The organism is Streptomyces sp. NBC_01451, from assembly GCF_036227485.1.
Lineage (GTDB): Bacteria > Actinomycetota > Actinomycetes > Streptomycetales > Streptomycetaceae > Streptomyces.
Genome location: NZ_CP109479.1, coordinates 3156697 through 3180343, shown reverse-complemented (window position 1 = coordinate 3180343; position 23647 = coordinate 3156697). Strand labels below are relative to the sequence as shown.

The following is a 23647-nucleotide window of genomic DNA, read 5'->3' as shown; positions in this document are numbered from 1 at the left end:
CGGGTGTTGTTGAGGATGTTGGCGTGACGGGGGTTGCGGGATGGCGGGGTATCGGCCGGCGGACTGGCATGTGCTGGATCTGGACAGGGACCCGACGCCGGGTGATCCGGATCGTGTCCGTCAGCTGGCTCGTACGTTGCATGACTTCGCGGATGATGTCGCGGATGCGTTGCGGTTGGTGAAGGGGATGGCGTCGGAGAACGAGACGCTGGAGTGGGCGGGGAAGACCGCTGAGGTGTTCCAGGACGAGTTCTCGGATGTGCCGAAGAATCTGAAGAAGCTGAAGAGGTCGTACGACCTGTGCGGTGACGCGCTGGTGGATTACTGGCCGAGGCTGGAGCGGGCGCAGGCGCTGGCGGACCGGGCTTTGGCGAAGGGGCGGGAGGCGCAGGCGGATCTGGCGTCGGCCAAGTCGCGTCTGTCGTCGGCTGATTCGTGGGTGTCGCGGGCGGCGAAGGAGTCGGACAAGTACAAGGACGATCCGACGGGCAGCAGGGCGGCGGAGAAGCCGGACGAGGCGAAGGTCCGGGCGGCCACCCGTGACGCGCAGCACGCCAAGACCGCGCAGGACAGTGCCCGGTCGGACGTCGGCAGCGCGCAGTCGGCGTTGGATGCGGCGAAGAAGATGGCCGAGGACGCGCGGAAGATGCGTGAGGACGCGGCGGGGGAGGCGAAGCGGAGGATCGGCGAGGCGTCGGACGCGGGTATTCAGAACCGGAGTTGGTGGGAGGAGGTCGGGGACTGGTTCGTCGACAACTGGGACACCATCGTCGCGGTCTGCAAGATTGTCGTCGCTGTCGTCGGGGTTGTGGCGATGATTATCGGGGGGCCGATTCTCGGTGCGATCGTGCTGATCGCGGCCCTCGTCGTGTTGGCGGACACGCTCTACAAGTATTCCAAGGGGCAGGCGTCCCTGTGGGATGTGGGTTTTGCCGCGCTGGACTGCATTCCGGGGATGAAGGGGCTGACCACCCTCGGTGGGCTCGCCAAGGGGCTGAAGGCGTTCGGTAAGACCGGTCTCAAGGGCATGGCCATGGGCGTCAAGGGGCTCGGTCCAGGTATGAAGAACCTGGGCCGCCAGATGAAAACGCTCTTCACCTGTGGCGACCCGATCGACATGGCCACGGGCCAGATGGTGATGTCGATTACCGACGTCACTCTGCCCGGAGTCCTGCCTCTGGTCATCGAGCGTAGTCACCGCACTGGGGTGCACTCGGGGCGTTGGTTCGGCGCCGACTGGACGTCCACCCTTGACCAGCGGATCGTCATCGACCGCGACGGCCTCCGGTTCATCGGCGCAGACGGCACCATGCTCTACTACGCGGTTCCGGAGCCGGGCGAGCCGATGCCGCCGGTCTTCGGTCCCAACTGGCCTCTGCGCTGGGACGGCACTCCGGACGGAGAGGTCACCGTCCACCAGCCTCAGAGTGGTACGACGCTCCATTTCCGCCGAGCGCCCGGCGGCCCCACCGCGGAACTCCCGCTGGTCGGCCTCCGGGACCGCAACGACAACGCGATCGACATTCGATACGCGGAGGACGGCTCCCCCTGCGAGGTGGCGCACCGGAGCGGCTACCGGCTCGGAGTCACCGCCTCGTCCGGCCGCGTGACATCCCTGACGCTCCTCAGCGCTCCGGACCGGCCCCGCCTCATGACGTACGAGTACGACGCACAAGGCCGTCTGGTCGGTGCCACAGACTCGTCCGCGGTGCCTCAGCGCTACAGCTACGGCGACCAGCAGCGGCTTACCGGCTGGAGAAGCAGGAACGGCGACTGGTACCGCTACACATACGACGAAGTCGGCCGCTGCGTCCGTACGGGCGGCGACAGCGGTGTGCTCGCGTACTCCTACGCGTATGACGATGAGACACGCACCACCGTTGCGACAGATTCCCTCGACCAGCGAATCACCTACACCTTCGACGGGGACCTCCGCCCTGTCACCGAGACCGATCCGCTGGGACACACCACGACCCGAGACTGGGACGATCACGGTCGGCTGGTGTCTCTGACCGACCCCCTGGGCCGTACGACCCGCTTCGGCCACGACGACGCCGGCAACACCACGCAAGTAGTCCGTCCGGACGGCTGTGTCGTAGCCAAGCGGTACAACGAGTTCGGGCAGGTCACGAAGGTGACCCAGCCGGACGGCAACACCTGGGAGTCGGTCTACGACGAGCGTGGCAACCGTGTGGCGGTCGTCGATGCACTCGGTGCCACAACGGCCTTCACGTTCGACGAGCACGGCGGTCTCACCTGTGTCACTGACGCGCTTGGCCACCGACAGCAGACGCTGACCAACGACGCCGCCGGACTCGTGGTCGCCATGGTCGACACATTGGGGGCGCGGAACTCACTCGTACGTGACGCGTTCGGTCGGATCGTCGAACTCGTCGACCCCTTCGGTGCCGTAACCCGGGTCGGATGGACCACCGAGGGCCGGATCGCGTGGCGCCACTTGCCGAACGGGACCATGGAGGACTGGTCGTACGACGCAGAGGGCAACCCGCTGGACTACACGTCGTCGAACGGCCGCCACACCCGCTTCGAGAACACCCACTTCGATCTCTGCACGCTGCGGGAGAGCGAGGACGGGACACTGGAACGCTTCCGGTACGACACCGAGCTGAGGCTACGGAGCGTCATCAACGCGGTTGGCCAGGAGTGGATTTACACCTATGACGGGGTAGGCCGGGTGACATCCGAAACGGACTTCAATGGTCGGACCTTGACCTACCGTTACGACGCCGGCGGACAGTTGGTCGAGCGAACCAACGGGGCCGGTCAGGTTACCGAGTTCCGGTACGACGCCATCGGCAACGTCATCGCCATGGAGGCTGATGGCACCAACACGACGTATGAGTACGACGTGCTCGGCAGGCTCGTAAAGGCGTGTGGCACGGAAGTCGAACTCTGTACGGAGCACGACGCAATGGGCCGGGTACTCGCGGAGTCGTGGAACGGACGAGAGGTGCGCTCCGAGTACGACCTCATCGGACGGCGCCTCGCGCGTCGTACGCCGAGCGGCGCGATCACCCGGTGGAGCTACGACGCCGAACAGCGCTCCGTCGTACAGCGATCCGGGCGACGCGACGTCATGTTCCAGTACGACATCGCCGGCCGCGAGATCGAACGGGTGCTAGGGGACGCCGTACGTCTGACCCATGAATGGGACGCGGATCAGCTGCGCACCACGCAACGGCTCGTAACGGAGTCCGGCGACGTCCGGCGGCGCACGTTCCAGCACCGTCCCGACGGCATGCTCTCCTCGGTCACCGACTCACGTCTCGGTGAGCGGACCTTCTTGTTCGACGCCGCCGGGAGGGTGACGGCCGCGAGAGGCGGCAGCGACGGCCTGGACGAGATCTACCGGTTCGACGACCTCGGCAACCTCACCGAGTTCAGCACATCAGCTCCGGTGAACGATGAGGAGACCGGTCCCGGCGAGCGTACCTACTCCGGCACTCTGATCGAGCGGGCGGGCCGAACCCGCTACCGTCACGACGAACAGGGCCGCGTAGTGAAGCGGACCACAAAACTGCTGTCCGGCGGCACACGCGTCTGGCGCTACACCTGGAACGCCGAAGACCAGCTCACCGACGTCCTGGCCCCTGACGGTCGCCGCTGGCACTACGTCTACGACCCGGTGGGCCGACGTGTCGCCAAGCAGTTGCTGGGGGACGACGGGGCCACCGTGGCCGAGCAGGTCTCCTTCTTCTGGGACGGTGACAACCTCGCCGAACAGACGGACGGAACCGTCAGCCTGTCGTGGGACTGGGGAGACGGCCCGATCCCGATCGGCCAGCGGGTACGCGCCACCGGTCCGATGATTGGGCCGGACACGGCGCAGGACGAGATCGATGAACGCTTCTACGCCATCGTCACCGACCTCATCGGGACGCCGACGGAACTCGTCGATCCCGGCGGGGCGGTCGTGTGGACGCAGTCGTCGACGCTCTGGGGTGTTCCCACGGAACGGGCCGACGCACCGCGCGTCGACTGCCCACTGCGCTTTCCGGGCCAATATTTCGACGAAGAAACCGGGCTGCACTACAATCTTCACCGCTATTACGAACCTGGTACGGCACGTTATCTGAGCCCCGATCCGTTGGGGCGGACGCCAGCGCCCAACCATTACGCGTACGTGAAGAATCCGCTGCAGTGGAAGGACCCGCTGGGTCTGAAAGCGCCCTGCATGGTGGACCTCTACCACGGGACGACCGGATCCGGAGCGGACAACATTCTTGCTCGCGGGATCGACCCCGGATTCAAGCCGCGGAAGATGGACTTCGGTTCATACGGTTTCTATGTCACCAACAGTCCGCAGCAGGCCGTCGACTGGGCGAAGAGGCTGGGGACCAAGTACAACGATGTTCCTGCGGTTCTGCACTTCCGTGTGCCCAGGAGTGAGCTGGACAACCTGAACAGCAGGATTTTCGAGGGTCCAAGTGATGAGCTCGCCGACTTCATCAGGCATCACCGAAGCGGTGGCGACATGCATGGATATGACATGGTCGAAGGCCCTATGCTGAGAAACGTCCCAGCGTTCCTCAAGGGGAAACCTGGTGTATTTGATGGGCATCAAATTGCGATCTTCACCGATCGTGCAGCCCAGTTGTTTGACAATTCATTCGTACGGAGAGTGGGTCCATCGTGAAGACTGAGGAGTTCCTCATCGAACTTGATGGGGAGATGCTCGAATATTTCCGCGAGATCGCCGAGGAGATGGTCAGCCGGTTCGGAATCTCCCGAGCCGAAGCTGTGGCCAGGATCAACTCGACGTACGAGGGCGCTCGGATCGAGCCGTACCCCGACCTCATGTGTCATGAGATGCCGGAGTACTGGGCCTACGGCCTCTACTTCGAGCCACGGGACGGTCAGTTGCCGTACGGCGCGCCTGGCGAAGATCTCTCCGAGTGGGAAGTGAGGCCCGCTCCTCCCGAGGACTCGCCTTTTTGGACGATCGGAACGTGATTCGCAGCAGCTCCCGCCACTGCGTAACAGCTATGGGCGAAGGTCGGGTATGGCGACCGTTGAGAGCTTTATCGTGAATCCGGAAGCACTCGATTCGCTCTATGGCCATGTCCCGGACCTCGTTGACGTCAGGATCAGATCGATCAATCTGAACTGGCGCGGGCCCACGGTAACGCTCCGCATCGACCTGCCCTACTTTCCCGCTTCGGCACCACAGGAGTGGATCGATGCGGTTATGGACACGGTGCAGTGTCAATTGAAGTTTCTGGCGGTGGAGAACTGACGAGTGCGATCTCTTCTGCGTGCACATCGACGAACGGGACGACTCGGTGACCCTGGGCTTCGACACCAGGGCCTTCCCGGTGAACCTGCCTCCTGAATGGAGGGGGAAGGGCTTCAACGCCTTCGAGTTCCACCTCTTCTTCACGGGTGTGACCGGTCTCCGGGTAACGGGCTGGGGAGCTTCTGAGGCCAGCTGATCGACCTGACCGTCCGCGATGGAGGACACCTCGACGTGGCCCTCGGCTCCGAGGCTTCCGGTATCGCCTTCCTTGCGGCTGCGGTCCGCCTGACCAGAACGCGTGCCTATCTCGCTTCGGACAGCCCCTGAAGGCGAGGGAAAGGCTCCCAGTGCCCGGGTATGCCCTCGAACCGCACCCGCACTCGAACCGCACCCGCACCTGTCTCCAGTGAGGCGCGGAGTATCAGGCTGACCAGCATCCGGGCAGCGGATCAGACGCGAACTGCTCGCACTGTGATGGAGGCCACAATTCCGGAGGTGAGGTTTACGCGCGAAGTTGTCGAAGGTGTGAAAAATCTTGGCAGACCTGCCCTCGAAAGGTGCATCGGCTTCGTCGGGCGCCTCCCGTCAACTACCCTCCCCGGCACCCGACTTGTGGCATATTCGCCTCACTCTCCGTGGATCAAGCTCCACCTTCCGTTAGTTGATCTAGAAGATTCGGTGTTGAGCGGGCCATGCCGTGGATAAGGTGCTGATGCAAGAGGACGTCACAGGGGCGATCTGAGGCGGTGGCCGACCACCCCGCCGCAGTGAACGGGGTGGTGTGCAGCGTGCCGACCGCGATAGCCGTCACCAGTTCCGACCTGGTGCTCCCACCGCATGACCGGCAGACCCCGCCCGCCGCCGTCCCGTCCCTCGACAGCCTCGACGGCGCCCTCATGGGGATGCACACGCTCATCGAGCAGCACGGGTACGTCATCGCCCTCTACCCGGCGTCCACGGACCCGGCTGTCACCCGGCGGCTGCACACGGTGCGTTCCGTCCTGGAGAGCGACCGTATCGCGCTGCTCGCCGTCGATCTGCCGCCGCTCGGACTCGCCCTGCTCGCCCAGCAGTTGCGGCAGCTCTCCATGTGCGACTTCAGCCCGGGGGTGCTCGCCTCCTCCGCCCGGCTGCTCGCCCACTACATCTACGCCGGCGCTCACCTCGGCTCCGTCACCAAGCTCGACCGGGTGCCCGTCTCCCTGAAGTCGCACGCCAAGTCCTGGGTGCCGGGCGCGCAGTTCGCCGTACTGGCCAACCCGCGCGCCCAGCTCGTACGGGTCGGCCAGGAGGAGCTGGCCGGCCCCGAGTTCGGGACGCGGCTGCTCGTGGCGCAGGGGCAGCCGCCCTCCGACTGGGTCACCTCGACCCTCGCACCCGCCTGGCGCGTGCAGGGAGTCGCCCCGGTTCCACTGCCGGCGGAGTCCGCGCGCTGGTGGGGGACCGGGAAGATCGTCGAGTTCGCGGCCGGGCTGCACGATGTCTCCGTGCTCTACCAACTGGTCTCCTCCGTGCGCCGCGAGGAGTGTCACTGGTGCGGCCTCGAACTCATCGGTGACCGCTGCGGATTCTGTGCCGCCCCACTCGCCACGACTTCTGAGCTTCCCGCGGCCCTCGGGCGGGCAGGAACCCCGGCAGGAGCATCAGGAACACCAGTACGAGCACTGCCCCGAGGTACGACGTAAGAGACGTAGAAGACGTGTCCGTCCCCACCCCCGATCGAGGTTGTCCGCGTCATGAACTCACGCCAGCGCCGCGGCGTCATCCTGCTGGTCCTCTCGGTCCTGTGCGCCATCGGCGCCTTCGTCGGAGTCCTCTCGGTGATCCGCGACGTGAACTCCAAGGTCGGTCCGGAGGTGACGGCGTACCGCCTCAAGAGCGACATCGCGCCCTACAAGGAGCTCACGGCCGACCAGTTCGAGAAGATCTCCATGCCGAAGCGGTGGTTGTCGGAGACCGCGGTCACGCGCGTCTCCCAGATCCGCGGCAAGATCGCGGTGACCCGGCTGGAGAAGGGCTCCCTGCTCCAGACCGACATGATCGTCGACCGGCCCGAACTGGAGGCCGGTGAGCAGGAGATCGCGATCCTGATCGACGCGTCGACAGGAGTGGCCGGAAAGATCAACCCGGGGTCGCTCGTCAACATCTACGCCACCTTCGAGTCCAAGGACAGCGAGAAGGGCGTCGACGAGGCCAAGCTGCTCGTCACCAACGCGCGCGTCATCGACGTCGGCAAGCTCACCGCCCTCGAACCGGGGCAGTCGACCAACGAACGCCGGCGTACGGCTACGGAGGCCGTCCCGATCACCTTCGCGCTCAAGACGCCGGACGCCCAACGCGTCGCGTACGCCGAGTCGTTCGCCGAACACGTCCGTCTTTCCCTGGTCGCGGGCGGCGAACTGACGGCCGTCCCCGGTGCCGCCGACCGTACGTACACCCTCGACAAGGACAAGTAGGAGGCGGGCATGAGGTCCGTACGTACGAAGCCGCAGCCCCGGCGGCGGTCGCAGCCGCAGCCTCAGCGGCGGTCGGCGTCGCAGCAGTGCCTGCCGAGGGCGCGCCGATGACCATCCGCATCCTTCCCGCCACCGCGGACATCGAGTCCGCCCGCGCCCTGAGCACCCTCCTCAGCAGGCTCCCCGACGCCGAACCCGCCCCGCCCGTCGCCGACTCGACCGCGCTGCTCGACACCCTGGCCCGGCTGGCCGCCGAGTCCCTCGACGAACTGCCGGAAGTCGTCCTCGTGCACGAGCGGATAGGGCCGGTCCCGGCCCTCGACCTCGTCCGCGATCTCGTGATGCGCTTCCCGGCCGTCGGCGTCGTCCTCATCACCGCCGACCCCAGCACCGGCGTCCTCACCGCCGCCATGGACTCCGGCGCCCGCGGCATCGTCCAACTGCCTCTCAGCTACGAGGCCTTGGCGGAACGCGTCATGGCCGCGGCGGCCTGGTCGTCGGGCATGCGGCGCCATCTCGGCAGCACCGCACCCGAGTTGTACGCGGGACCGGGCGGCACGGTCGTCACCGTCACCGGCGCCAAAGGCGGCGTCGGCGCCACCGTCACCGCGGTGCAACTCGCCCTGGCCGCACGGGCGTCGGGCCACACCGTCGCGCTCCTCGACCTGGACCTCCAGTCGGGGGACGTGGCCTCCTACCTCGACGTCCAGTTCCGCAGGTCGATCGCAGACCTGGCCGCCATCACGGACATCAACCCGCGCGTCCTCCAGGACGCCGTCTTCATCCACGACACCGGCATCGGCCTGCTCCTCGCTCCGGCCGAGGGAGAACGCGGCGAGGAGGTCACCGACAGGGTGACCCGGCAGGTCGTCGCCGCCCTGCGCTCCCGCCACGACGTCGTGATCGTCGACTGCGGCGCCCGCATGGACTCGGCCACGGCCGCCGCCGTCGAGATGGCCGACCACGCCCTGCTCCTCGTCACCCCGGACGTCGTCGCCGTACGCGCCGCCAAACGCATGGTCCGCCTCTGGGACCGCCTCCAGATCCGCAAGGCCGAGGAGACGTTGACGGTTGTCAACAGGCAGTCCAAGGGTACGGAGATCCAGCCCTCCCTCGTGGAGAAGGTCACCGGCACCAAGGTCGCCCGCGCGACGATTCCCGCCGCTTTCAAGGAACTTCAGGGCGTCGTCGACGCCGGACGACTCCAGGACCTGGACGCCCGGTCGACGGTCAAGCAGGCGCTGTGGGCGCTGGCGGGGGAGTTGGGGCTGGTCGTCGTCCAGGAGGGGGGCGGCGGCAAGCGGCGTAAGTCGTCATCGTCGTCCGACCGGGGCGCAATGAGCCTGCGCCGACGAGGGGAACGCGGCGACCGAGGGGCCGTGACGCTCGAATTCGCCGGCATGTTCCCGCTGTTGCTGGTCGTGATGAGCATCCTGTGGCAGTGCGTGCTGTACGGCTACACGTACTCGCTGGCCGGCAACGCGGCGGACGAGGCGGCGCGCGCGGCCACAGCGGCGTACGCCCTCGACCCCGGCGGCTACGAGGGAGCCTGCGAGAGCGCGGGCGGCGAGCACCTCCCCGGAGCCTGGAACGGCGCGGCCATCAGCTGCGGTCCCGAGGGTGAGGTCATGAAGGCCACCGTCAGTGCCCAAGTCCCCCTGTTCTTCCCGGGGTTCGACGTCAACTGGACGGTGAACGGCGAGGCGGGAGCGGCGCTGGAGGGGGACGAGGACTGATGAGGGCGACGACGAGGACGACGACGGGGACGACGACGGGGACGGGAAGCCTTCAGGGCCGACTTGCGAACCGCGTCCGGGAAGGCGGGGACCGGGGTTCCTCCATCCTGGAGTTCACCGGTTTCCTCCCGATCCTCATCCTCATCGGCCTGGCCTGCATCCAGCTCGGCCTGATCGGCTACGGCCTCAGCCAGGCCGGTACGGGAGCCCGCGCGGCGGCACGGACCGCCTCCCTCGACGGCGACGGGGTGGCGGCCGGAGTCGCCTCCGTCAGCGACTGGCTCGATCCGGAGGTGGACGCACCGCTGGGCGCCGGCGACACCACGACCGCCACCGTGGTCGTCCACGTGCCCGCGATCATCCCGATCTTCGGCGACTTCGACCTGGACGCCTCCGCCACCATGCCCAACGACCAGGACGACTGACCGTGCACCGGCAATCAATCGAGAGGAGTTGAGACAGAGACCATGAGCCTGCGCTCCCGCATAGCCTCCGCCGACGACAACGGCAACGGAACCGCGCGCGAGGACGGCCACCTCGTCGCCGTCTACCGTGCCAAGCTCCTCGAAGAGATCGACCTCGCGGAGATGTCCAGCCTCGCGGCAGCGGAACGCCGTGTCCGGCTGGAACGCGTCCTCGGCCACATCATCAGCCGTGAGGGCCCGGTCCTGTCCTCCGCCGAACGCTCCCAGCTCATCCGGCGAGTGGTCGACGAAGCCCTCGGCCTCGGCGTGCTCGAACCGCTCCTCGCCGACGCGTCGATCACCGAGATCATGGTCAACGGCCCCGACTCGATCTTCGTGGAACGGGCAGGACGCGTCGAGCAGCTCCCCATGCGCTTCGCGTCCAGCGAGCAGCTGATGCAGACCATCGAGCGGATCGTCTCCACGGTCAACAGGCGTGTGGACGAGTCGAATCCGATGGTCGACGCCCGACTGCCCACCGGCGAACGCGTCAACGTCATCATCCCGCCGCTGTCCCTCACCGGCCCGACGCTCACCATCCGCCGCTTCCCCCGCGCCTACACGCTCCCGGAGCTGATCGGCCTCGGCTCACTGGACGAGCAGATGCTGATGCTCCTCGCCGCCTTCGTCCGGGCCCGCTTCAACGTCATCGTCAGCGGCGGCACGGGCACCGGCAAGACGACACTTCTCAACGCGCTCTCCGGCCTGGTCCCCTCCCACGAACGCATCATCACCATCGAGGACTCGGCCGAACTCCAGCTCCAGCAGGAGCATGTGATCCGCCTCGAATCGCGCCCGCCGAACGTGGAGGGCAAGGGCCAGATCACCATCCGCGACCTGGTCCGCAACTCCCTGCGCATGCGCCCCGACCGCATCATCGTCGGTGAGGTCCGAGGCGGCGAGACCCTCGACATGCTCCAGGCGATGTCCACGGGCCACGACGGTTCCCTGGCCACCGTCCACGCCAACTCGGCGGAGGACGCGCTGATGCGCCTGCAGACCCTGGGCTCGATGTCCGAAGTCATGATCCCCTTCGAGGCGTTGAAGGACCAGATCAACTCGGCGGTCGACGTGGTCGTCCAACTCGCCCGCCACGTCGACGGCACCCGCCGGATCGCGGAGATCGCCCTGCTGGTGTCCCACGGCCGCGAACAGTTCCGCATCGTGACCGTCTCCCGCTACGTCACCCGCCCGACCGGCCCCGACCGCGTCGCCCAGGGCTACTTCCAACACCTCCCGGTGCCCCGCCAGGTCGCCGAGAAGCTGTACCTGGCGAACGAATCGCTGCCACCGGCGTTCGGAGTGGCCGAGGTACTCGACGTACTGGACTCGAGGCAGGCGATCGGATGACGACCCGGACGAACACAAGGACCACCATGCGTACGGCTCCGGGGACGGCGCCGAGGGCGGCCATGAGGGTGACTACGACGACTGTGCGGAGCGAGCAGCCATGAACAACTCGGTCCCGCTGGCATTGGGCGCCACCATGCTGTGCGGCACGCTCGCGGTCGCGGGCGTGCACACGTACGCCACCGGTCGCGCCCAGCGCCAGGCACTGGAAGACCGCCTGGCCGGCGGCGGTGCCCTGCGTACGGCGGCCGGTCGCGTACGCCGGTTCGCGGCCCTCGACCGCAGGCTGCGCCGCACCCGCCTCGGCCGCACGATCCACCTCCGCCTCTCGGCGACCGGACTGGACCTGACGGCGGGCGAGTTCTTCACGTACGTCGCCGCTGTCGGCGTCGCGCTGTGGCTGCTGGCGGCCACCGTGCTGGCCCCGTTCTTCGGCCCGATCGCCGCGCTGGTGACGATCTGGGGCGCGGCGATCTTCCTCAACTGGCAGCTCCAGAAACGCATCGAGGCGTTCATCAACCAACTCCCGGACGTGGCACGCCTGCTGGCCAACGCCACGGCGGCCGGCCTCGCCCTGCGTACGGCGCTGGCGATGGCGGCGGAGGAACTGGAGGCCCCGGCGGGTGAGGAACTGGCCAGGGTCGCCGACCAGTTGACCATGGGCCGGACGGTCGACGACGCACTGGGAGAACTGGCGGAACGCCTGCCGTCCCGCGAACTGGTGGTTCTGGTGACGACGTTGATCCTCGCCAACAAGGCGGGCGGCTCGGTGGTCAGCTCCCTGCGCAACCTCACCCAGACCCTTGAGGACCGCAAGGAGACGCGCCGAGAGGTCCGCACGATGCTGTCGGAGGTCAACGCGACGGCCTTCACGGTCCCTTGCCTGGGCCTGGGCTCCCTCCTCCTCATCAACTCCTCGAACGAGGGCGCGTTGGAGAAGGTGACCGGGTCCGGCCTCGGCCAGGGCCTGATCCTCCTCTCCCTGGGCCTGTACACGGTCGGCTTCTTCGTCATCCGCCGCCTGGGCAAGATCGAAGTCTGAGGGGAGTGAGTGACCGGATGCTGCCACTGCTACTGGCCTTGGTGATGGCGATCGCCGTCGCGGGCGTCCTGCTGGGCATCCGCATGATCCGAGCCGACGCCAAACTCCCCTCCGACCTGCTCCTCGCCCTGGAGGTGGGCGGCACCCGGGTCTCGAAGGCCGACTCGGCGGTGGACCGCATGGGCATGCGCTTCGCCCCCCTCGTCCTACGCCTGATGGGCCCCCGCCGGGTCGACGCGAAACGCCTGCGCATCGACATGGCGGGGAACCCCGGCGGCCTCACCATCACCCGCTACGCGGCCCGCCGGGCGGTCTACTTCACCTTCGGCATCCTCCTCGGCCTGATCTTCCTCAGCAACGGTCAACTGGTCCTCGCGGTCATCACGTTCGCCTTCGGAGTGACGGCCGCGGACGCGGCGATCTGGCAGGCGGTACGGGAACGCAAGGACGTCATCGACCGCACACTCCCCGACTTCCTGGACGTGCTCGCGGTCGTGGTCTCGGCGGGCCTGGGCTTCCGCCAGGCCCTGGACCGGGTCGCGGAGAAGTACGAGGGTCCCTGGGCCGACGAACTCCGCATCACCCTCCGCCAGATGGACATGGGCGTCAGCCGCCGCCAGGCCTTCGACCAGCTCCGCAAGCGCAACTCCAGCGAACAGGTGGCCCAGTTCGTCTCGGCGCTCCAGCAGGGCGAGGAACTCGGCTCCCCGATCGCCGAGACCCTGATCCAGATCGCCGCGGACATGCGCCGCACGGACGCCCAGGAATCCCGTCGCCGCGCCGCGAAGACGATCCCCAAGGCAACCCTCGTCACCCTGGTGTTCATGCTCCCGGCAACGATGATCCTCATCGCGACGGGCATGTTCCTCGGCTCGGGTACGAACTTCGGCTCCATTCTGGGACGTTGAGGGCGGTGCGGCCGATGAGAGGCACGAAGGCAGAGCAACCCGAGGGACGACAGGGCCGGAACCGGAACCGGAGTCGGTACGGGAACCGGATCCGGAGCCGGGTCCGGGGCTACGACCCGACCGCCGGCTACCTGGCCGACGACGCCCCGGCCCCCGCCACCATCCGCCTCCAACTGAACGCCCTGCAGGCCCTGTGCCGCCAGGCGTTCGCGGTACGCATGACGATGCTGGCCCTCGGCACCCCCTTCGCGATGACCAACACCGCGGAAGGGCCCCCGCGTTACGCGGTCCTGGCGGCGGCGGTCCTGGGCATCACCGCCTCGTACGCCATGTACCGCGACTGGGACCGTCTGGCCCCGCGCCTCCTGGCCCACCCCACTCTCATGGCGGCGGACCTGACGTTCGCGGCGATACTCCTCCTCACCGCGTCCCCGGCCTCCCCCCTCGCCTACGCCACGGTCTGCACCCCTCTTCTCGCCGGCCTCCTCTACGGCTGGCGCGGCTCCGGCGTCTTCACGGGCCTGCAACTGGTGGTGCTCCTCACGGTCTTCCGGGCCTGGGAACACCGGCCGGGCACAGGCACCAGCACCCTCCTCATAGCGGGCTTCTGCGTCGGTGCCGGAATCATCGGCGTCACGTTGCGCAACCTGATGTTCCGCTTCGGCACGGCGAGCGAGGCACTGGCGGAGGCGAACTCCCGGCTGGCGGTGGCCGAGGCGGTGGAGTCGGAACGGGCGCGCCTGGCAAGGGAGATGCACGACTCGGTCACGAAGACCCTGCACGGATTGGCACTTGCGGCGCAGGCCCTGGCGACATCGGCGACGGCGAAGGACGGCACGGACCCGGAGACGGTGGGGCGCAACGCGACCCTGGTGGCCTCGGCCGCCCGCCGAGCGGCAACGGAGTCCCGCGACCTCCTGAAGGACCTGCGTCACCACACGGACCTGACGTCGCCGGACGTGGACCTGATCGCGGAACTGGCCCGGAGGGCAACGGAGTTCGAGCGGAACACGGGCATCCGTACGAGCCTGGCGACGAGCACCGCACGGATCGGCGCCCTCCCGCACCGGACGGCACACCACCTTCTGGCGATCGTGTCGGAGGCACTGGAGAACACGCGCAGGCACGCGAACGCGACCAGGGTGACGCTGGAGGCGACCGCCTCGGGAGAGTGCGTGACCCTCCGCATCCGGGACGACGGAGTGGGCCTGCCCGGCCCCCTGAACCTCGAAGAGGCGGCCAGATCAGGCCACTTCGGCGTGCTCGGCATGGTCGAACGGGCGAGGTCGCTGGGGGCGGTGATTCACGTGGGCCGAGGTGAGCAGGGCGGCACGGAGATCCGCGTGGACGTGACGCCACCCGGACTCGACCACATTCCCCGGCCCCGCCGACAGAAGGAGGCCGCATCCCATGTCCACAGATGAACGGCAGCGGGACCTGCTGAGGGTGCTGGTCGCGGACGACAACCCAGTAGTACGGGCGGGACTGGCGGCGCTGCTGAGCGGTCACCCGGACATGGAGGTGGTCGCGGAGGCGTCGAACGGCACCGAAGCGGTGTCGGCGGCGGAGCGAGTGCACCCTGACGTGGTCCTGCTGGATGTACGCATGCCAGGCACCGACGGCCTGACCGCACTCCCCCGACTGGCCCTGCTGGCCCCGGTGATGATGCTGACGTACAGCAGCGAACCGGAAGTGGTCAGGCAGGCACTGCACAGGGGCGCATCAGGCTATCTGGTCCACGGAGGCTTCACGACAGAGGAGTTGACGGAGGCGGTACGGGCGGTGGGACGCGGGTCGCGGGTCGTGACACAGCCGTCGAGGACCCCGCATGCCTCTGCGGTCCCGAAGATTCCGAGAACTCCGCCCGTTCCAGGTGCTCCTGGTCCGGGTGCCGAGGATTCACTCGGTGTTTCCTACGAACCGACCGAAAGCTCTTCGCATCTGCAACCGCTTATGGCATCGTTGCGGCAGACTCCAAAGACCCGGCTCGGCCAAGCGACGACACTCGCCGCGCGCAACCGCAACCGACCGGACTTCGGCCTGAGTTCAAGGGAGGTGGAGGTCATGGATCTCATCGCCGCCGGCGTGAACAACCAGCAGATCGCCGCCACCTGTTTCATCAGCGAGAAGACCGTCAAGAACCACATCAACCGCATCTTCGCAAAGCTGCACAGCACGACGCGGAGCGAAGCGATCGCTCGGTGGCTGGGTACGGCTCGGGAGGGGTGGGAGTGATGGGGCGTGCTGCGGAGGGAAGTTGGGCCCATGGGCCCACGCGCAGTAGGCGGTGTCTCACATACTGTGCTGAGGTCGGTAGTGGTGTCGGGCGGGAAGGCGCAAGCCATGCTGAAGACAAACAGGTGGATGCGGATCGTTGCCTCCCGGATGCGGGGGAAGGGGCGGGACGCGGGGGCCGGGTTCGTGGAGTACGCGGGCCTCATGATCATCATTGCGGGGATCTTCACGCTGATCGACGGGTTGGGGCTGGACGGGTTGATCTCGGACGCCATCCTCAACGCCGTCCAGGACGTCATCGGAGGCTGACCTCCGCGCACTTTTCGAGCGACAGAGGCCAGACTCTGCCCATCTATATCTGGCTGACGGGGATTCTGCTCTTCGCCGCCGTCGCGTTCTTCGTTTTCGCTCAAGCAGCGTCTGTCCGCAATGGAGCTCAATCCGCGGCAGACGCTGCTGCGTTGGCGGCGGCACAAGACGCCCGTGACGAACTGGTGGAAGCCCTGACGGGCGCGATCGGACAGGGTGACGACTGGCTCGATTGGTTGAACGGTCAGGATCCACCGGGTGCCGGGGCGACCGAGGCCGCACAGGCACTGGCTGCCGAGAACGGCTCAACTGTCCAGGGTGGCGCAGAACCTGTCGTGATGGACGGATACCCGGGGTTCCGCGTCGCCGTGGAGACCATCAACACGGTTGGCGCGTCGATCATTCCGGGCACGGAGGGCATGCACGCCAAGGCCGATGCCATCGCCGTCATCCAGCCTCGCTGTGATTTCGACCCTGCCGCGGATCCCACGCAGCCGATCGTGCTGGACTGCGACGGCCAGATCGTGAACATCGACCCCGTAGATTTCGACCCGGACGACTTGCCCGACGCGTCCGTGCTGTTCGCTGTGCATCTGGCCGAGTGAGAGGAAGCCGTACCGATGGATTTCCGGCGCACCAAGAAGAGCCGCAGGGCGCTGTCGACACTGGCGATTACGACCGGGTTGCTTCTCGCGGTGGCCGGCTGCGGTGGGGGAGGTGACGACTCCGACAATGGCGGGGCGTCCTCGGCCCCTTCGCAGACCAAGAGTGCGAACAGTGACAACGCGGACAAGGAGTCGAAGGCCCCCGAGCCGGAGACGGTGCTGGCCGAGGTCAAGGGCGAGAACGGTGTGACGCTCACGATCGCCTCAGCCGAGCGTGACGAGGGTGGGTTCGTCACCGTCGAAGGCACAGTGACCAACGGCACGGGAAGCGCCTGGTCCGTGGGCAACTGGCGTGGCGACGAGCGCGAGTTGTCCAAGAACGGCGGGTCCATGGCCGGGGCCAGCCTGGTCGATCAGACCGGCAAGAAGAAGTACCTGGTCCTGCGTGACACCGAAGGCCGCTGCCTGTGCACGAGGTTCGAGGGCGGTCTCAGCGAAGGTGAGACAACCCAGTGGTTCGCGCAGTTCCCGGCGCCTCCCACGGATACCGCCAAGGTCGACTTCCAGGTCGGCGGCATGCCCCCGGCATCCATCGAGATCTCTGGGGGCGAATAGTCGTGCTGCCCCGCACTCACTGCCCCACCGCAACCACCCTCACGGCGCTGGCAGTCCTGGTCACCCTCACCCTGGCTGCCCCCGTAGCCCATGCTGACGACGACGACCCGAGCGCACCCCCGGGCAGCGTCACCACATCTCCACCCCCCGAAGTGGACCCGAACAGCCCCGGCCTGAAGCTGGCCGACGGCGCCACGCTCGCCCCGGCCAAGGTCCTCGACATCAAGTCGGTCGTGGAGGACATGGGCGGCGAGGAACGCCGAGTGGAGACGAACGAGAACGTGACGTTCGCGCTCCAGGCGGAGGTCCTGTTCCCGAAGGACAGCTCAAAGCTCAACCCGGAGGCCAACTCCCGCATCCAGGCGATCGCGGACGAGATCAAGGCCCAGAAGGCCACGACCGTCAGGGTCTTCGGCTTCACCGACAACCTGGGCTCGTACGCCCACGGCCTGACCCTCTCCAAGAACCGCGCGGAGCAGGTCCACGACCAACTGGCCGCCAGCCTCGGCGCGGACGTCACCTTCCAGGTACGCGGCTACAGCGAGGACTACCCGATCGCCGACAACTCCTCGGAACAGGGCCGGCGCAAGAACCGGCGCGTGGAGGTGACGTTCCAGAAGGGGGAGTGAGGCCGAATCCTGTGCGTCCTTCCCATGCTGACTGGACGCGGCAGACCGCACCTCCCGAGGCCGATTGCCTCACTCGGTTTCGGCTCGCCGAGTCACGCGCCTTCGGTGGGGCGTCGTGATCCTCCGGTGCGAGCGTGTCAGCAGCGGTGGCCGGCACCAGTAATGGTGTTGTACTGCGCTGCCGCGCTCGATAGGAAGGCCCCATGACCAGCCTCGGCGTCGTCTTCCGCCCCCAGCTCCCGCCCGAACGGCTGCGTGCCGTCGCTCGACTCGCCGATGCCACCGGGATCGAGGAACTGTGGCTCTGGGAGGACTGTTTCCTCGAAGGCGGTGTCTCCGCCGCCGCGGCTGCCCTTGCCTGGACCGAACGTGTTCGAGTCGGTGTCGGCCTGCTCCCCGTACCCCTCCGGAACGTCGCTCTGACCGCGATGGAGGCCGCCACCCTGCACCGTCTGTTCCCGGGGCGGGCCATCCTCGGCCTCGGGCACGGTGTGCAGGACTGGATGGGGCAGGTCGGGGCACGTGTCGCGTCGCCGCTTACCCTGTTGCGGGAGTATCTGCTCGCGTTGCGCCCACTGCTCGACGGTGAACGGGTCACCGTCGACGGGCGGTACGTGAAGCTTGACGACGTCGGCCTCGGCTGGCCGCCCGAGCCGGGGCTGCCCCTTCTCGCCGGGGCCACCGGGCCACGATCGCTGCGGCTGGCCGGTGAGGTCGCCGACGGGACCGTCCTCCATGCCGGTACCGCTCCCGACGGGGTGCGACGGGCCCGGCAACTGATCGAGGAGGGACGAGTGGCCGCCGGCCGGACGGAAGCCGCCGGGTGGACCCACCGTGTCGTCGTCTATCTCCTTGCCGCCACTGGGCCGCACGCCCACGAACGGCTCAGCGCCGAACTGGCCGCCGAAGGACTCGCTTCCGTCCCCGATCTCGGCGTCGCCGGGGACGCCGGTGCCGTTGCCGAGGCTGTGGGGCGCCTCGTCGAGGCCGGTGCCGACACCGTCATCCTTCAGCCGACCGGGGACGACCCCGATCCCGAGGGCTTCGTACGGTTCGTCGCGGAGGACGTTCGGCCGCTGGTCCCCTGACCCACCCCCGGTTCCCCTGACCCACCCAGGTTTCCCGGCCCGTCCCGGTTCCTCTGGTCCCGCTCGTCTTCCACGTCTCCGTCTCAATGTCAGTCCCCCCTGCCAGACTCCCCACCATGACCGACAACGTGACCGGCGACGCGACCGGCGACCTGACCGACGGTGGGTCCGGCAACGACGTGCGGCTCCGTGATGTCGTGGAAGCCGACCTGGAGTTTCTGCTCGCGTGCGAGAACGATCCCGAAGCCGTCCGGCGGTCCCGGTTCACGCCACGACCTCGGGACGCCTTCATGGCGCACTGGAAGTCGAAGATCCTCGGCGACAGCACCGTGTTCGTGCAGACGGTCACCGTGGACACCGAGCCCGCCGGCAGCATCGTCGCCTGGTGGGAGGACGAACAGGGGGAACACGGCGAACTGGGGGAACAGGGCGTCGGTGGACGCCGCCGTCGCTTCATCGGGTACTGGCTCGGGCGGTCGTACTGGGGGAGAGGGACAGGGAGCGTCGCCCTCGGGCAGTTCCTGTTGCGTGAGACCAACCGGCCCCTCTATGCCGATCCCTTCGTCGGGAACACCGCCTCCGTCCGCCTCCTCGAAAAGCACGGCTTCCGTCGCACCGGTACGGTCCGCCACGGCGACATCGAGCACATCCTGCTCGTCCTGGACACCGAGAGGTCATGAAGCCCTCCCTTGCCCGCGTCTCCACTGCCCCCGGTAGCCCGCACCGTCCGCACCGCCTGAACCAGGCAATGAGCATGAGCCCCTGACCTACGACGGTTCGTACTCCCCCGTCGCCCCGTCGATCAGCTCCCGCACGATGTCCATGTGCCCCGCGTGCCGTGCCGTCTCCGCCGTCATGCGGACCAGGACCCAGCGCAGCGAGCACTCGTCGTCCCGCCATGTCGGCTTGCCCAGGGTGTCCAGGGGAAGTTCCGTCAGTACGCGGTCGGCGGCGGCTCGGGCGCGCGCGTAGAAGTCGGTGATCTGGGCCGTGGTCTCCTCCGGGCCCGCGGTCATGTCCTCCCCCAGATACGGGTCGAACCAGAAGGGTTCCGTCTCGCGGCCGAACGTCTCCACGAACCAGCCGTACTCGACCGACGCCAGATGCTTCACCAGCCCCAGCAGACTCGTCCCCGACGGTGTCATCGGCCTGCGGACCTGCTCCTCGCTCAGTCCCTCCAGCTTCCACAGCACCGAGTCCCGCTCCTGGTCGAGCTTCGCGCGCAGCGTCGTCGTCTCGTCATCGGCGTACAGCATGTCCCGGACCACCTCTTCTTCCGTTCTGCTTCCGTCGTGCGGCGGAAATTATCAGCGGCCAGTGACAACTGCCTGCGAACATCGCCCTCATGTCCGCGCCCGAGCCCACCAGCCCCGAGCCCGCCACCCCCGAGCCCGCCACCCCCGTACACACCTCGGCCTTCGAACGACTCCTCGCCGAAGGCGCCGCCGTCCCCACCGACGGATGGGACTTCTCCTGGTTCGAGGGCCGAGCCACCGAGGCGCGGCCCTCCTGGGGATATGCCCGGGCCATGGGGGAGCGGCTGGCCCGTGTGTCCGCCGCCCTCGACGTGCACACCGGGGGCGGCGAGGTGCTCAACACCGCCCCGAAGCTGCCCCCGCTCACCGTCGCCACCGAGGGCTGGCCGCCGAACGTCGCCAAGGCCACAGCCCTGCTCCATCCGCGCGGTGCGGCAGTCGTCGCCGTGCCGGACGACGCGCCGCTGCCCTTCGCCGCCGACGCTTTCGACCTGGTCGTCAGCCGGCACCCCGTCGCCCCGCACTGGACCGAGATCGCCCGCGTCCTGCGACCCGGCGGTACGTACTTCGCCCAGCACGTCGGGCCCGCCAGCGCGTACGAACTCGTCGAGCACTTCCTCGGACCACAACCGGCCGAGCAGCGCGGCGCCCGCCACCCCGACCGTGAGCGGGCCGACGCGGAAGCCGCCGGGCTGGAGATCGTCGAACTGCGCGCAGAGCGGTTGCGGATGGAGTTCTACGACATCGCGGCCGTCGTGCACTTCCTGCGGAAGGTGATCTGGATGGTGCCCGGGTTCACTGTCGACGCCTACCGCCCCCAACTCCGGTCCCTGCACGAGCGGATCGAGGCCGAGGGGTCGTTCGTGGCACACAGCAGTCGCCATCTCTTCGAGGCCCGCAAACCGTCCGGCTGACTGATTCACAGGCCGACCGACCAGCCGACCAGCCGACCAGCCGACCGACCGACCGGCTGCCCCGCAGATCCAGCCGGCTTTCCCGCTCGGCCGGATCGTTCGTCGCCGAATCCCGCCGAATCCCGCCGAATCCTGATTGATCCCATGGAATGGCATGTACTAGCACCGGCCCACACGGCCCCGTCCCGAGCGGCGGCGCCCCTTCCGCCAGAGAGGCAGAACTGGCGAGTAACTGTCGTCCGAGTCGCCGGAGGCCGTCTTGGCTCAGGTGATAGGCAGGGTTCCTCTCCCGTCATACCGTGAATATTTCGGGCGAAGTGTTGCATCTCCCTGCTTATCATCCGCAAACATCCGGATATCGCTCCCACCCGTCCGAATATTGGCGAGAACTCGGCGGAGGGGGTGCCGTCCGGTGTGGCCGCACTCCTCACCTGTGAGACATGTGGGCATATGCCCGAAAAGGTTTCACGAGGTTTCCACATCGTTATCGCGGTGGCCCACAAGTCCGGCGAGGCGTCGCGTAAATTTGGGCAAAGGTAATTCGCGTGAGCAAAGTCGCGCGGACGGCACCGCGCAGAGGAGGGGCCTGCGCGGTGCCCTGCCTCTTCACCCGGCGCTCGCGCCAGGCGGCTCCGCGCCTGTTCAGCAGCCCTCCGGCACTGAATCGTCGGTCAGGATCGTGAGTCGTACACCCCGGCGTACGCCCCACCTCTCCAGAGACCCGGCCTCCGCCTCCAGGACCGAGCGCACCCAGGGGCGGGGCAGTCCAACTCGGCCCGGTCGCATGGTCCTTACCGCCCGGACCCGCGCCTTTCCGTCGAGGTAGGCGACGTCGATCGCGAACCGCATCCCGAACGTGTGCACAGAACTCGCGGGCGTCAGCAGTAGCGCGCCCTCGATTCCGTCCCGGCCCAGCAGCCCGCGTCGCCGTGCCCGTCCCGACTCGGCGACCTCCAGTGGAATCGGCTCCGGTGTCTGAGTGGTGGTGAACGTGGCCATGGCTGTGAAGTTAGCGAGGACGTCAAGCGAGCGTTCGCGACCGGGTCGCTCCTGGGAGGGATGCCGGGCCCGGCGACCCGCGCGAACCCGTCCGGCACCCGAATGGCGGTGGGACGGTCCGGGGTGTTCGACAGGGGGGTGAAACCCGCCCGGTCCCTTTGGATCTCCATAGATCCCGCGATATTTCCTGGGAATCAGCTGCTTTTCAGCCATGATCCGACCGTGAAAACGTACTTCCGAGGCCATCCACGCGTTGCCGGACGACTTCGGAGAGTAGTTTTCCGCGCCGATGTACGCAGCATCACTTACGAAGGGTTATGGTGGAAGCCCCCCCTCGGGCCGGTCCGTCTCCCCCCCACGGACCGGCCCGTTTTTTGTGCCCGGCCGGAGCAGCCGGATACCGCCGCTCTCCGACCCTCTTCCCGACGGCCCCCTTCTCCCTGCCTCTCGGGCGGCAAGCTCCCCTTTCGTGCCCGCGGCCCACGCCCGGCCCATGCCTGGCGCAGCCGTGGCACACCCGGGTGCGAGGCCCCCGTTCCCCCGGGCGCAGGACGCCCCTTCCCGCAGCGGTACGCTTCCCCTCCGGGGATCGCCAACCCCGAGGACCACCACACGGGCAGGAATCGCGCCAGGGATTGCGCCCGGCCGCGCCTGTCCGATCCGTACGGAGGGGCTGACAAAAACGTGAACCTGCGCGACAACCTGCGCCGACTGCTGGTCAGGGTCTACACACGCAGGGTGGAGGGCCACCTCGACCACGACCAGGTGCCGAAGCACATCGGTGTCATCGTGGACGGCAACCGGCGCTGGGCGAAGGCGGCGGGCTCCACCACCGCCCAGGGACACCGGGCCGGCGCGGACAAGATCGAGGAGTTCCTCGGCTGGTGCTCCGAGACCGATGTCGAGGTCGTCACCCTCTGGCTGCTCTCCACGGACAACGTGAACCGTCCGCCGGAGGAACTGGCACCACTCCTGGAGATCATCGAGAACGTCGTGACCTCCCTCGCCGCCGACGGCCGCTGGCGCGTCCACCACGTCGGCAACCTCGATCTGCTCCCCGGGCAGTTGCAGACCCAGCTCAAGGAGGCCGAGGAGGCCACCGCGCACGTGGCGGACGGGATACTGGTCAACGTCGCCATCGGCTACGGCGGCCGGCAGGAGATCGCCGACGCCGTGCGCTCGATGATGCTCGACGCCCACGACAAGGGCACCTCGCTGGAGGAACTCGCCGAGACCGTCGACATCGACCTGATCGGCAAGCACCTCTACACCAGCGACCAGCCCGACCCCGACCTCGTCATCCGTACCAGCGGCGAGCAGCGGCTGTCCGGGTTCATGCTCTGGCAGACGGCCCACTCGGAGTACTACTTCTGTGAGGTCTTCTGGCCGGCCTTCCGCAAGGTCGACTTCCTGCGCGCCCTGCGCGACTACGCGGCCCGCCACCGGCGCTACGGCGGCTGAGCGCTCCGCTGGACGTGCGGTTCTTCCGCCGCGGTCCGATGAGGGCAGGCCGCCCGGTTCGTCGCGCCCTTCGAGGGCTCTGGGACAGAAGTAACAAGGAGTTCACCAGCGCGCCGTCCCGCGGTGTGGCATGGCCGCGCATGTTCGAGGGCATAAGCCAAGCAGGTCGACACCCGAACCACGGGTGTCGTATCTCAGCGGACGGCACGGGGCCGTCCGCCCGGGAGGCCCTTTGCACCAGCCCGACCGTGTGGTCACAGCACGGGCGAACAGGCGGAGGGCCGGTTCTCGGCCCGCGCACAGCGGCCGTCGACCGGTCCAGA

Annotated in this window: 22 protein-coding genes and 1 pseudogene; 21 read left to right on the top strand and 2 right to left on the bottom strand. The window is 67.8% G+C overall.

Annotated features, from left to right (window positions below; translation table 11 throughout):
• Window positions 1–187: 187 nt before the first annotated feature.
• From OG595_RS13470 to OG595_RS13380, 19 genes and pseudogenes are all read left to right on the top strand, one after another.
• Window positions 188–4657 (top strand): RHS repeat-associated core domain-containing protein, encoded by a 4470-nt coding sequence (locus OG595_RS13470; protein WP_329271542.1) that lies wholly within the window; start codon window positions 188–190, stop codon window positions 4655–4657.
• Window positions 4654–4974, top strand: a complete 321-nt coding sequence (locus OG595_RS13465; RefSeq protein ID WP_329271540.1) for a hypothetical protein — start codon at window positions 4654–4656, stop codon at window positions 4972–4974. Before OG595_RS13470 ends, OG595_RS13465 begins: the two co-directional genes overlap by 4 nt.
• A 49-nt stretch (window positions 4975–5023) precedes the next feature.
• On the top strand, window positions 5024–5257 hold the full coding sequence (locus OG595_RS13460; protein ID WP_329271537.1) for an Imm50 family immunity protein: 234 nt from the start codon (window positions 5024–5026) through the stop codon (window positions 5255–5257).
• 10 nt (window positions 5258–5267) lie between these two features.
• Window positions 5268–5453, top strand: a pseudogene (locus OG595_RS13455) (Imm50 family immunity protein); the annotation flags it as partial.
• A gap of 592 nt (window positions 5454–6045) precedes the next feature.
• On the top strand, window positions 6046–6942 hold the full coding sequence (locus OG595_RS13450; RefSeq protein WP_329271532.1) for a hypothetical protein: 897 nt from the start codon (window positions 6046–6048) through the stop codon (window positions 6940–6942).
• 51 nt (window positions 6943–6993) lie between these two features.
• The gene (gene cpaB / locus OG595_RS13445; protein WP_329271530.1) at window positions 6994–7713 is read left to right on the top strand and encodes a Flp pilus assembly protein CpaB; all 720 of its coding nucleotides are present in this window, start codon (window positions 6994–6996) and stop codon (window positions 7711–7713) included.
• A gap of 107 nt (window positions 7714–7820) precedes the next feature.
• Window positions 7821–9449 (top strand): AAA family ATPase, encoded by a 1629-nt coding sequence (locus OG595_RS13440; protein ID WP_329271528.1) that lies wholly within the window; start codon window positions 7821–7823, stop codon window positions 9447–9449.
• Entirely contained in the window at window positions 9449–9874 is a 426-nt protein-coding gene (locus OG595_RS13435) for a TadE/TadG family type IV pilus assembly protein (protein ID WP_329271525.1), read from the top strand. The genes OG595_RS13440 and OG595_RS13435 overlap by 1 nt, the downstream gene beginning before the upstream one ends.
• Before the next feature lie 42 nt (window positions 9875–9916).
• Window positions 9917–11263, top strand: a complete 1347-nt coding sequence (locus tag OG595_RS13430; RefSeq protein WP_329271523.1) for a CpaF family protein — start codon at window positions 9917–9919, stop codon at window positions 11261–11263.
• Between the two features lie 100 nt (window positions 11264–11363).
• Window positions 11364–12305 (top strand): type II secretion system F family protein, encoded by a 942-nt coding sequence (locus tag OG595_RS13425; RefSeq protein ID WP_329271521.1) that lies wholly within the window; start codon window positions 11364–11366, stop codon window positions 12303–12305.
• Between the two features lie 17 nt (window positions 12306–12322).
• A complete protein-coding gene (locus OG595_RS13420) occupies window positions 12323–13213 on the top strand; it encodes a DUF5936 domain-containing protein (protein WP_329271518.1) in 891 nt (296 codons plus the stop codon).
• Window positions 13214–13227: 14 nt separating this feature from the next.
• On the top strand, window positions 13228–14637 hold the full coding sequence (locus OG595_RS13415) for a sensor histidine kinase (RefSeq protein WP_329271515.1): 1410 nt from the start codon (window positions 13228–13230) through the stop codon (window positions 14635–14637).
• The gene (locus OG595_RS13410; protein WP_329271513.1) at window positions 14624–15448 is read left to right on the top strand and encodes a response regulator transcription factor; all 825 of its coding nucleotides are present in this window, start codon (window positions 14624–14626) and stop codon (window positions 15446–15448) included. The genes OG595_RS13415 and OG595_RS13410 overlap by 14 nt, the downstream gene beginning before the upstream one ends.
• 108 nt (window positions 15449–15556) lie before the next feature.
• Window positions 15557–15757, top strand: a complete 201-nt coding sequence (locus OG595_RS13405; RefSeq protein ID WP_329282856.1) for a hypothetical protein — start codon at window positions 15557–15559, stop codon at window positions 15755–15757.
• A complete protein-coding gene (locus OG595_RS13400) occupies window positions 15754–16362 on the top strand; it encodes a pilus assembly protein TadG-related protein (protein ID WP_329282854.1) in 609 nt (202 codons plus the stop codon). Before OG595_RS13405 ends, OG595_RS13400 begins: the two co-directional genes overlap by 4 nt.
• A gap of 15 nt (window positions 16363–16377) precedes the next feature.
• Window positions 16378–16977 (top strand): hypothetical protein, encoded by a 600-nt coding sequence (locus OG595_RS13395; protein WP_329271511.1) that lies wholly within the window; start codon window positions 16378–16380, stop codon window positions 16975–16977.
• Window positions 16978–16979: 2 nt separating this feature from the next.
• A complete protein-coding gene (locus OG595_RS13390; protein ID WP_443073026.1) occupies window positions 16980–17606 on the top strand; it encodes an OmpA family protein in 627 nt (208 codons plus the stop codon).
• Between the two features lie 203 nt (window positions 17607–17809).
• Window positions 17810–18694, top strand: coding sequence for an LLM class flavin-dependent oxidoreductase (locus tag OG595_RS13385; protein ID WP_329271509.1), 885 nt, complete (start codon window positions 17810–17812; stop codon window positions 18692–18694).
• Between the two features lie 116 nt (window positions 18695–18810).
• Window positions 18811–19374, top strand: coding sequence for a GNAT family N-acetyltransferase (locus OG595_RS13380; RefSeq protein ID WP_329271508.1), 564 nt, complete (start codon window positions 18811–18813; stop codon window positions 19372–19374).
• Window positions 19375–19461: 87 nt separating this feature from the next.
• Here the strand turns inward: OG595_RS13380 and OG595_RS13375 are convergent, their stop codons facing one another.
• Complete coding sequence (locus OG595_RS13375) at window positions 19462–19950, bottom strand: DinB family protein (RefSeq protein ID WP_329271506.1); 489 nt, start codon at window positions 19948–19950, stop codon at window positions 19462–19464.
• Window positions 19951–20039: 89 nt separating this feature from the next.
• Between OG595_RS13375 and OG595_RS13370 the strand changes: the two genes are divergently transcribed.
• Window positions 20040–20864, top strand: a complete 825-nt coding sequence (locus tag OG595_RS13370) for a class I SAM-dependent methyltransferase (protein ID WP_329271504.1) — start codon at window positions 20040–20042, stop codon at window positions 20862–20864.
• 642 nt (window positions 20865–21506) lie between these two features.
• Here OG595_RS13370 and OG595_RS13365 read toward each other — a convergent pair.
• Window positions 21507–21863: a DUF192 domain-containing protein gene (locus OG595_RS13365; protein ID WP_329271502.1), complete on the bottom strand. Its 357-nt coding sequence runs from the start codon at window positions 21861–21863 to the stop codon at window positions 21507–21509.
• Window positions 21864–22547: 684 nt separating this feature from the next.
• On the opposite strand from OG595_RS13365, the gene OG595_RS13360 reads away from it, so the two are divergent.
• Complete coding sequence (locus OG595_RS13360) at window positions 22548–23324, top strand: isoprenyl transferase (protein WP_329271500.1); 777 nt, start codon at window positions 22548–22550, stop codon at window positions 23322–23324.
• Window positions 23325–23647: the final 323 nt, after the last annotated feature.

What these genes read in the sequence shown, in the direction of transcription:
- OG595_RS13470 (WP_329271542.1), top strand. Translation starts at nt 188, where the DNA reads ATGGCGTCGGAGAACGAGACGCTGGAGTGGGCGGGGAAGACCGCTGAG.
- OG595_RS13460 (WP_329271537.1), top strand. Translation starts at nt 5,024, where the DNA reads ATGGCGACCGTTGAGAGCTTTATCGTGAATCCGGAAGCACTCGATTCG.
- cpaB (WP_329271530.1), top strand. Translation starts at nt 6,994, where the DNA reads ATGAACTCACGCCAGCGCCGCGGCGTCATCCTGCTGGTCCTCTCGGTC.
- OG595_RS13440 (WP_329271528.1), top strand. Translation starts at nt 7,821, where the DNA reads ATGACCATCCGCATCCTTCCCGCCACCGCGGACATCGAGTCCGCCCGC.
- OG595_RS13435 (WP_329271525.1), top strand. Translation starts at nt 9,449, where the DNA reads ATGAGGGCGACGACGAGGACGACGACGGGGACGACGACGGGGACGGGA.
- OG595_RS13430 (WP_329271523.1), top strand. Translation starts at nt 9,917, where the DNA reads ATGAGCCTGCGCTCCCGCATAGCCTCCGCCGACGACAACGGCAACGGA.
- OG595_RS13425 (WP_329271521.1), top strand. Translation starts at nt 11,364, where the DNA reads ATGAACAACTCGGTCCCGCTGGCATTGGGCGCCACCATGCTGTGCGGC.
- OG595_RS13420 (WP_329271518.1), top strand. Translation starts at nt 12,323, where the DNA reads ATGCTGCCACTGCTACTGGCCTTGGTGATGGCGATCGCCGTCGCGGGC.
- OG595_RS13415 (WP_329271515.1), top strand. Translation starts at nt 13,228, where the DNA reads ATGAGAGGCACGAAGGCAGAGCAACCCGAGGGACGACAGGGCCGGAAC.
- OG595_RS13410 (WP_329271513.1), top strand. Translation starts at nt 14,624, where the DNA reads ATGTCCACAGATGAACGGCAGCGGGACCTGCTGAGGGTGCTGGTCGCG.
- OG595_RS13405 (WP_329282856.1), top strand. Translation starts at nt 15,557, where the DNA reads ATGCTGAAGACAAACAGGTGGATGCGGATCGTTGCCTCCCGGATGCGG.
- OG595_RS13395 (WP_329271511.1), top strand. Translation starts at nt 16,378, where the DNA reads ATGGATTTCCGGCGCACCAAGAAGAGCCGCAGGGCGCTGTCGACACTG.
- OG595_RS13385 (WP_329271509.1), top strand. Translation starts at nt 17,810, where the DNA reads ATGACCAGCCTCGGCGTCGTCTTCCGCCCCCAGCTCCCGCCCGAACGG.
- OG595_RS13380 (WP_329271508.1), top strand. Translation starts at nt 18,811, where the DNA reads ATGACCGACAACGTGACCGGCGACGCGACCGGCGACCTGACCGACGGT.
- OG595_RS13375 (WP_329271506.1), bottom strand. Translation starts at nt 19,950, where the DNA reads ATGCTGTACGCCGATGACGAGACGACGACGCTGCGCGCGAAGCTCGAC.
- OG595_RS13370 (WP_329271504.1), top strand. Translation starts at nt 20,040, where the DNA reads ATGTCCGCGCCCGAGCCCACCAGCCCCGAGCCCGCCACCCCCGAGCCC.
- OG595_RS13365 (WP_329271502.1), bottom strand. Translation starts at nt 21,863, where the DNA reads ATGGCCACGTTCACCACCACTCAGACACCGGAGCCGATTCCACTGGAG.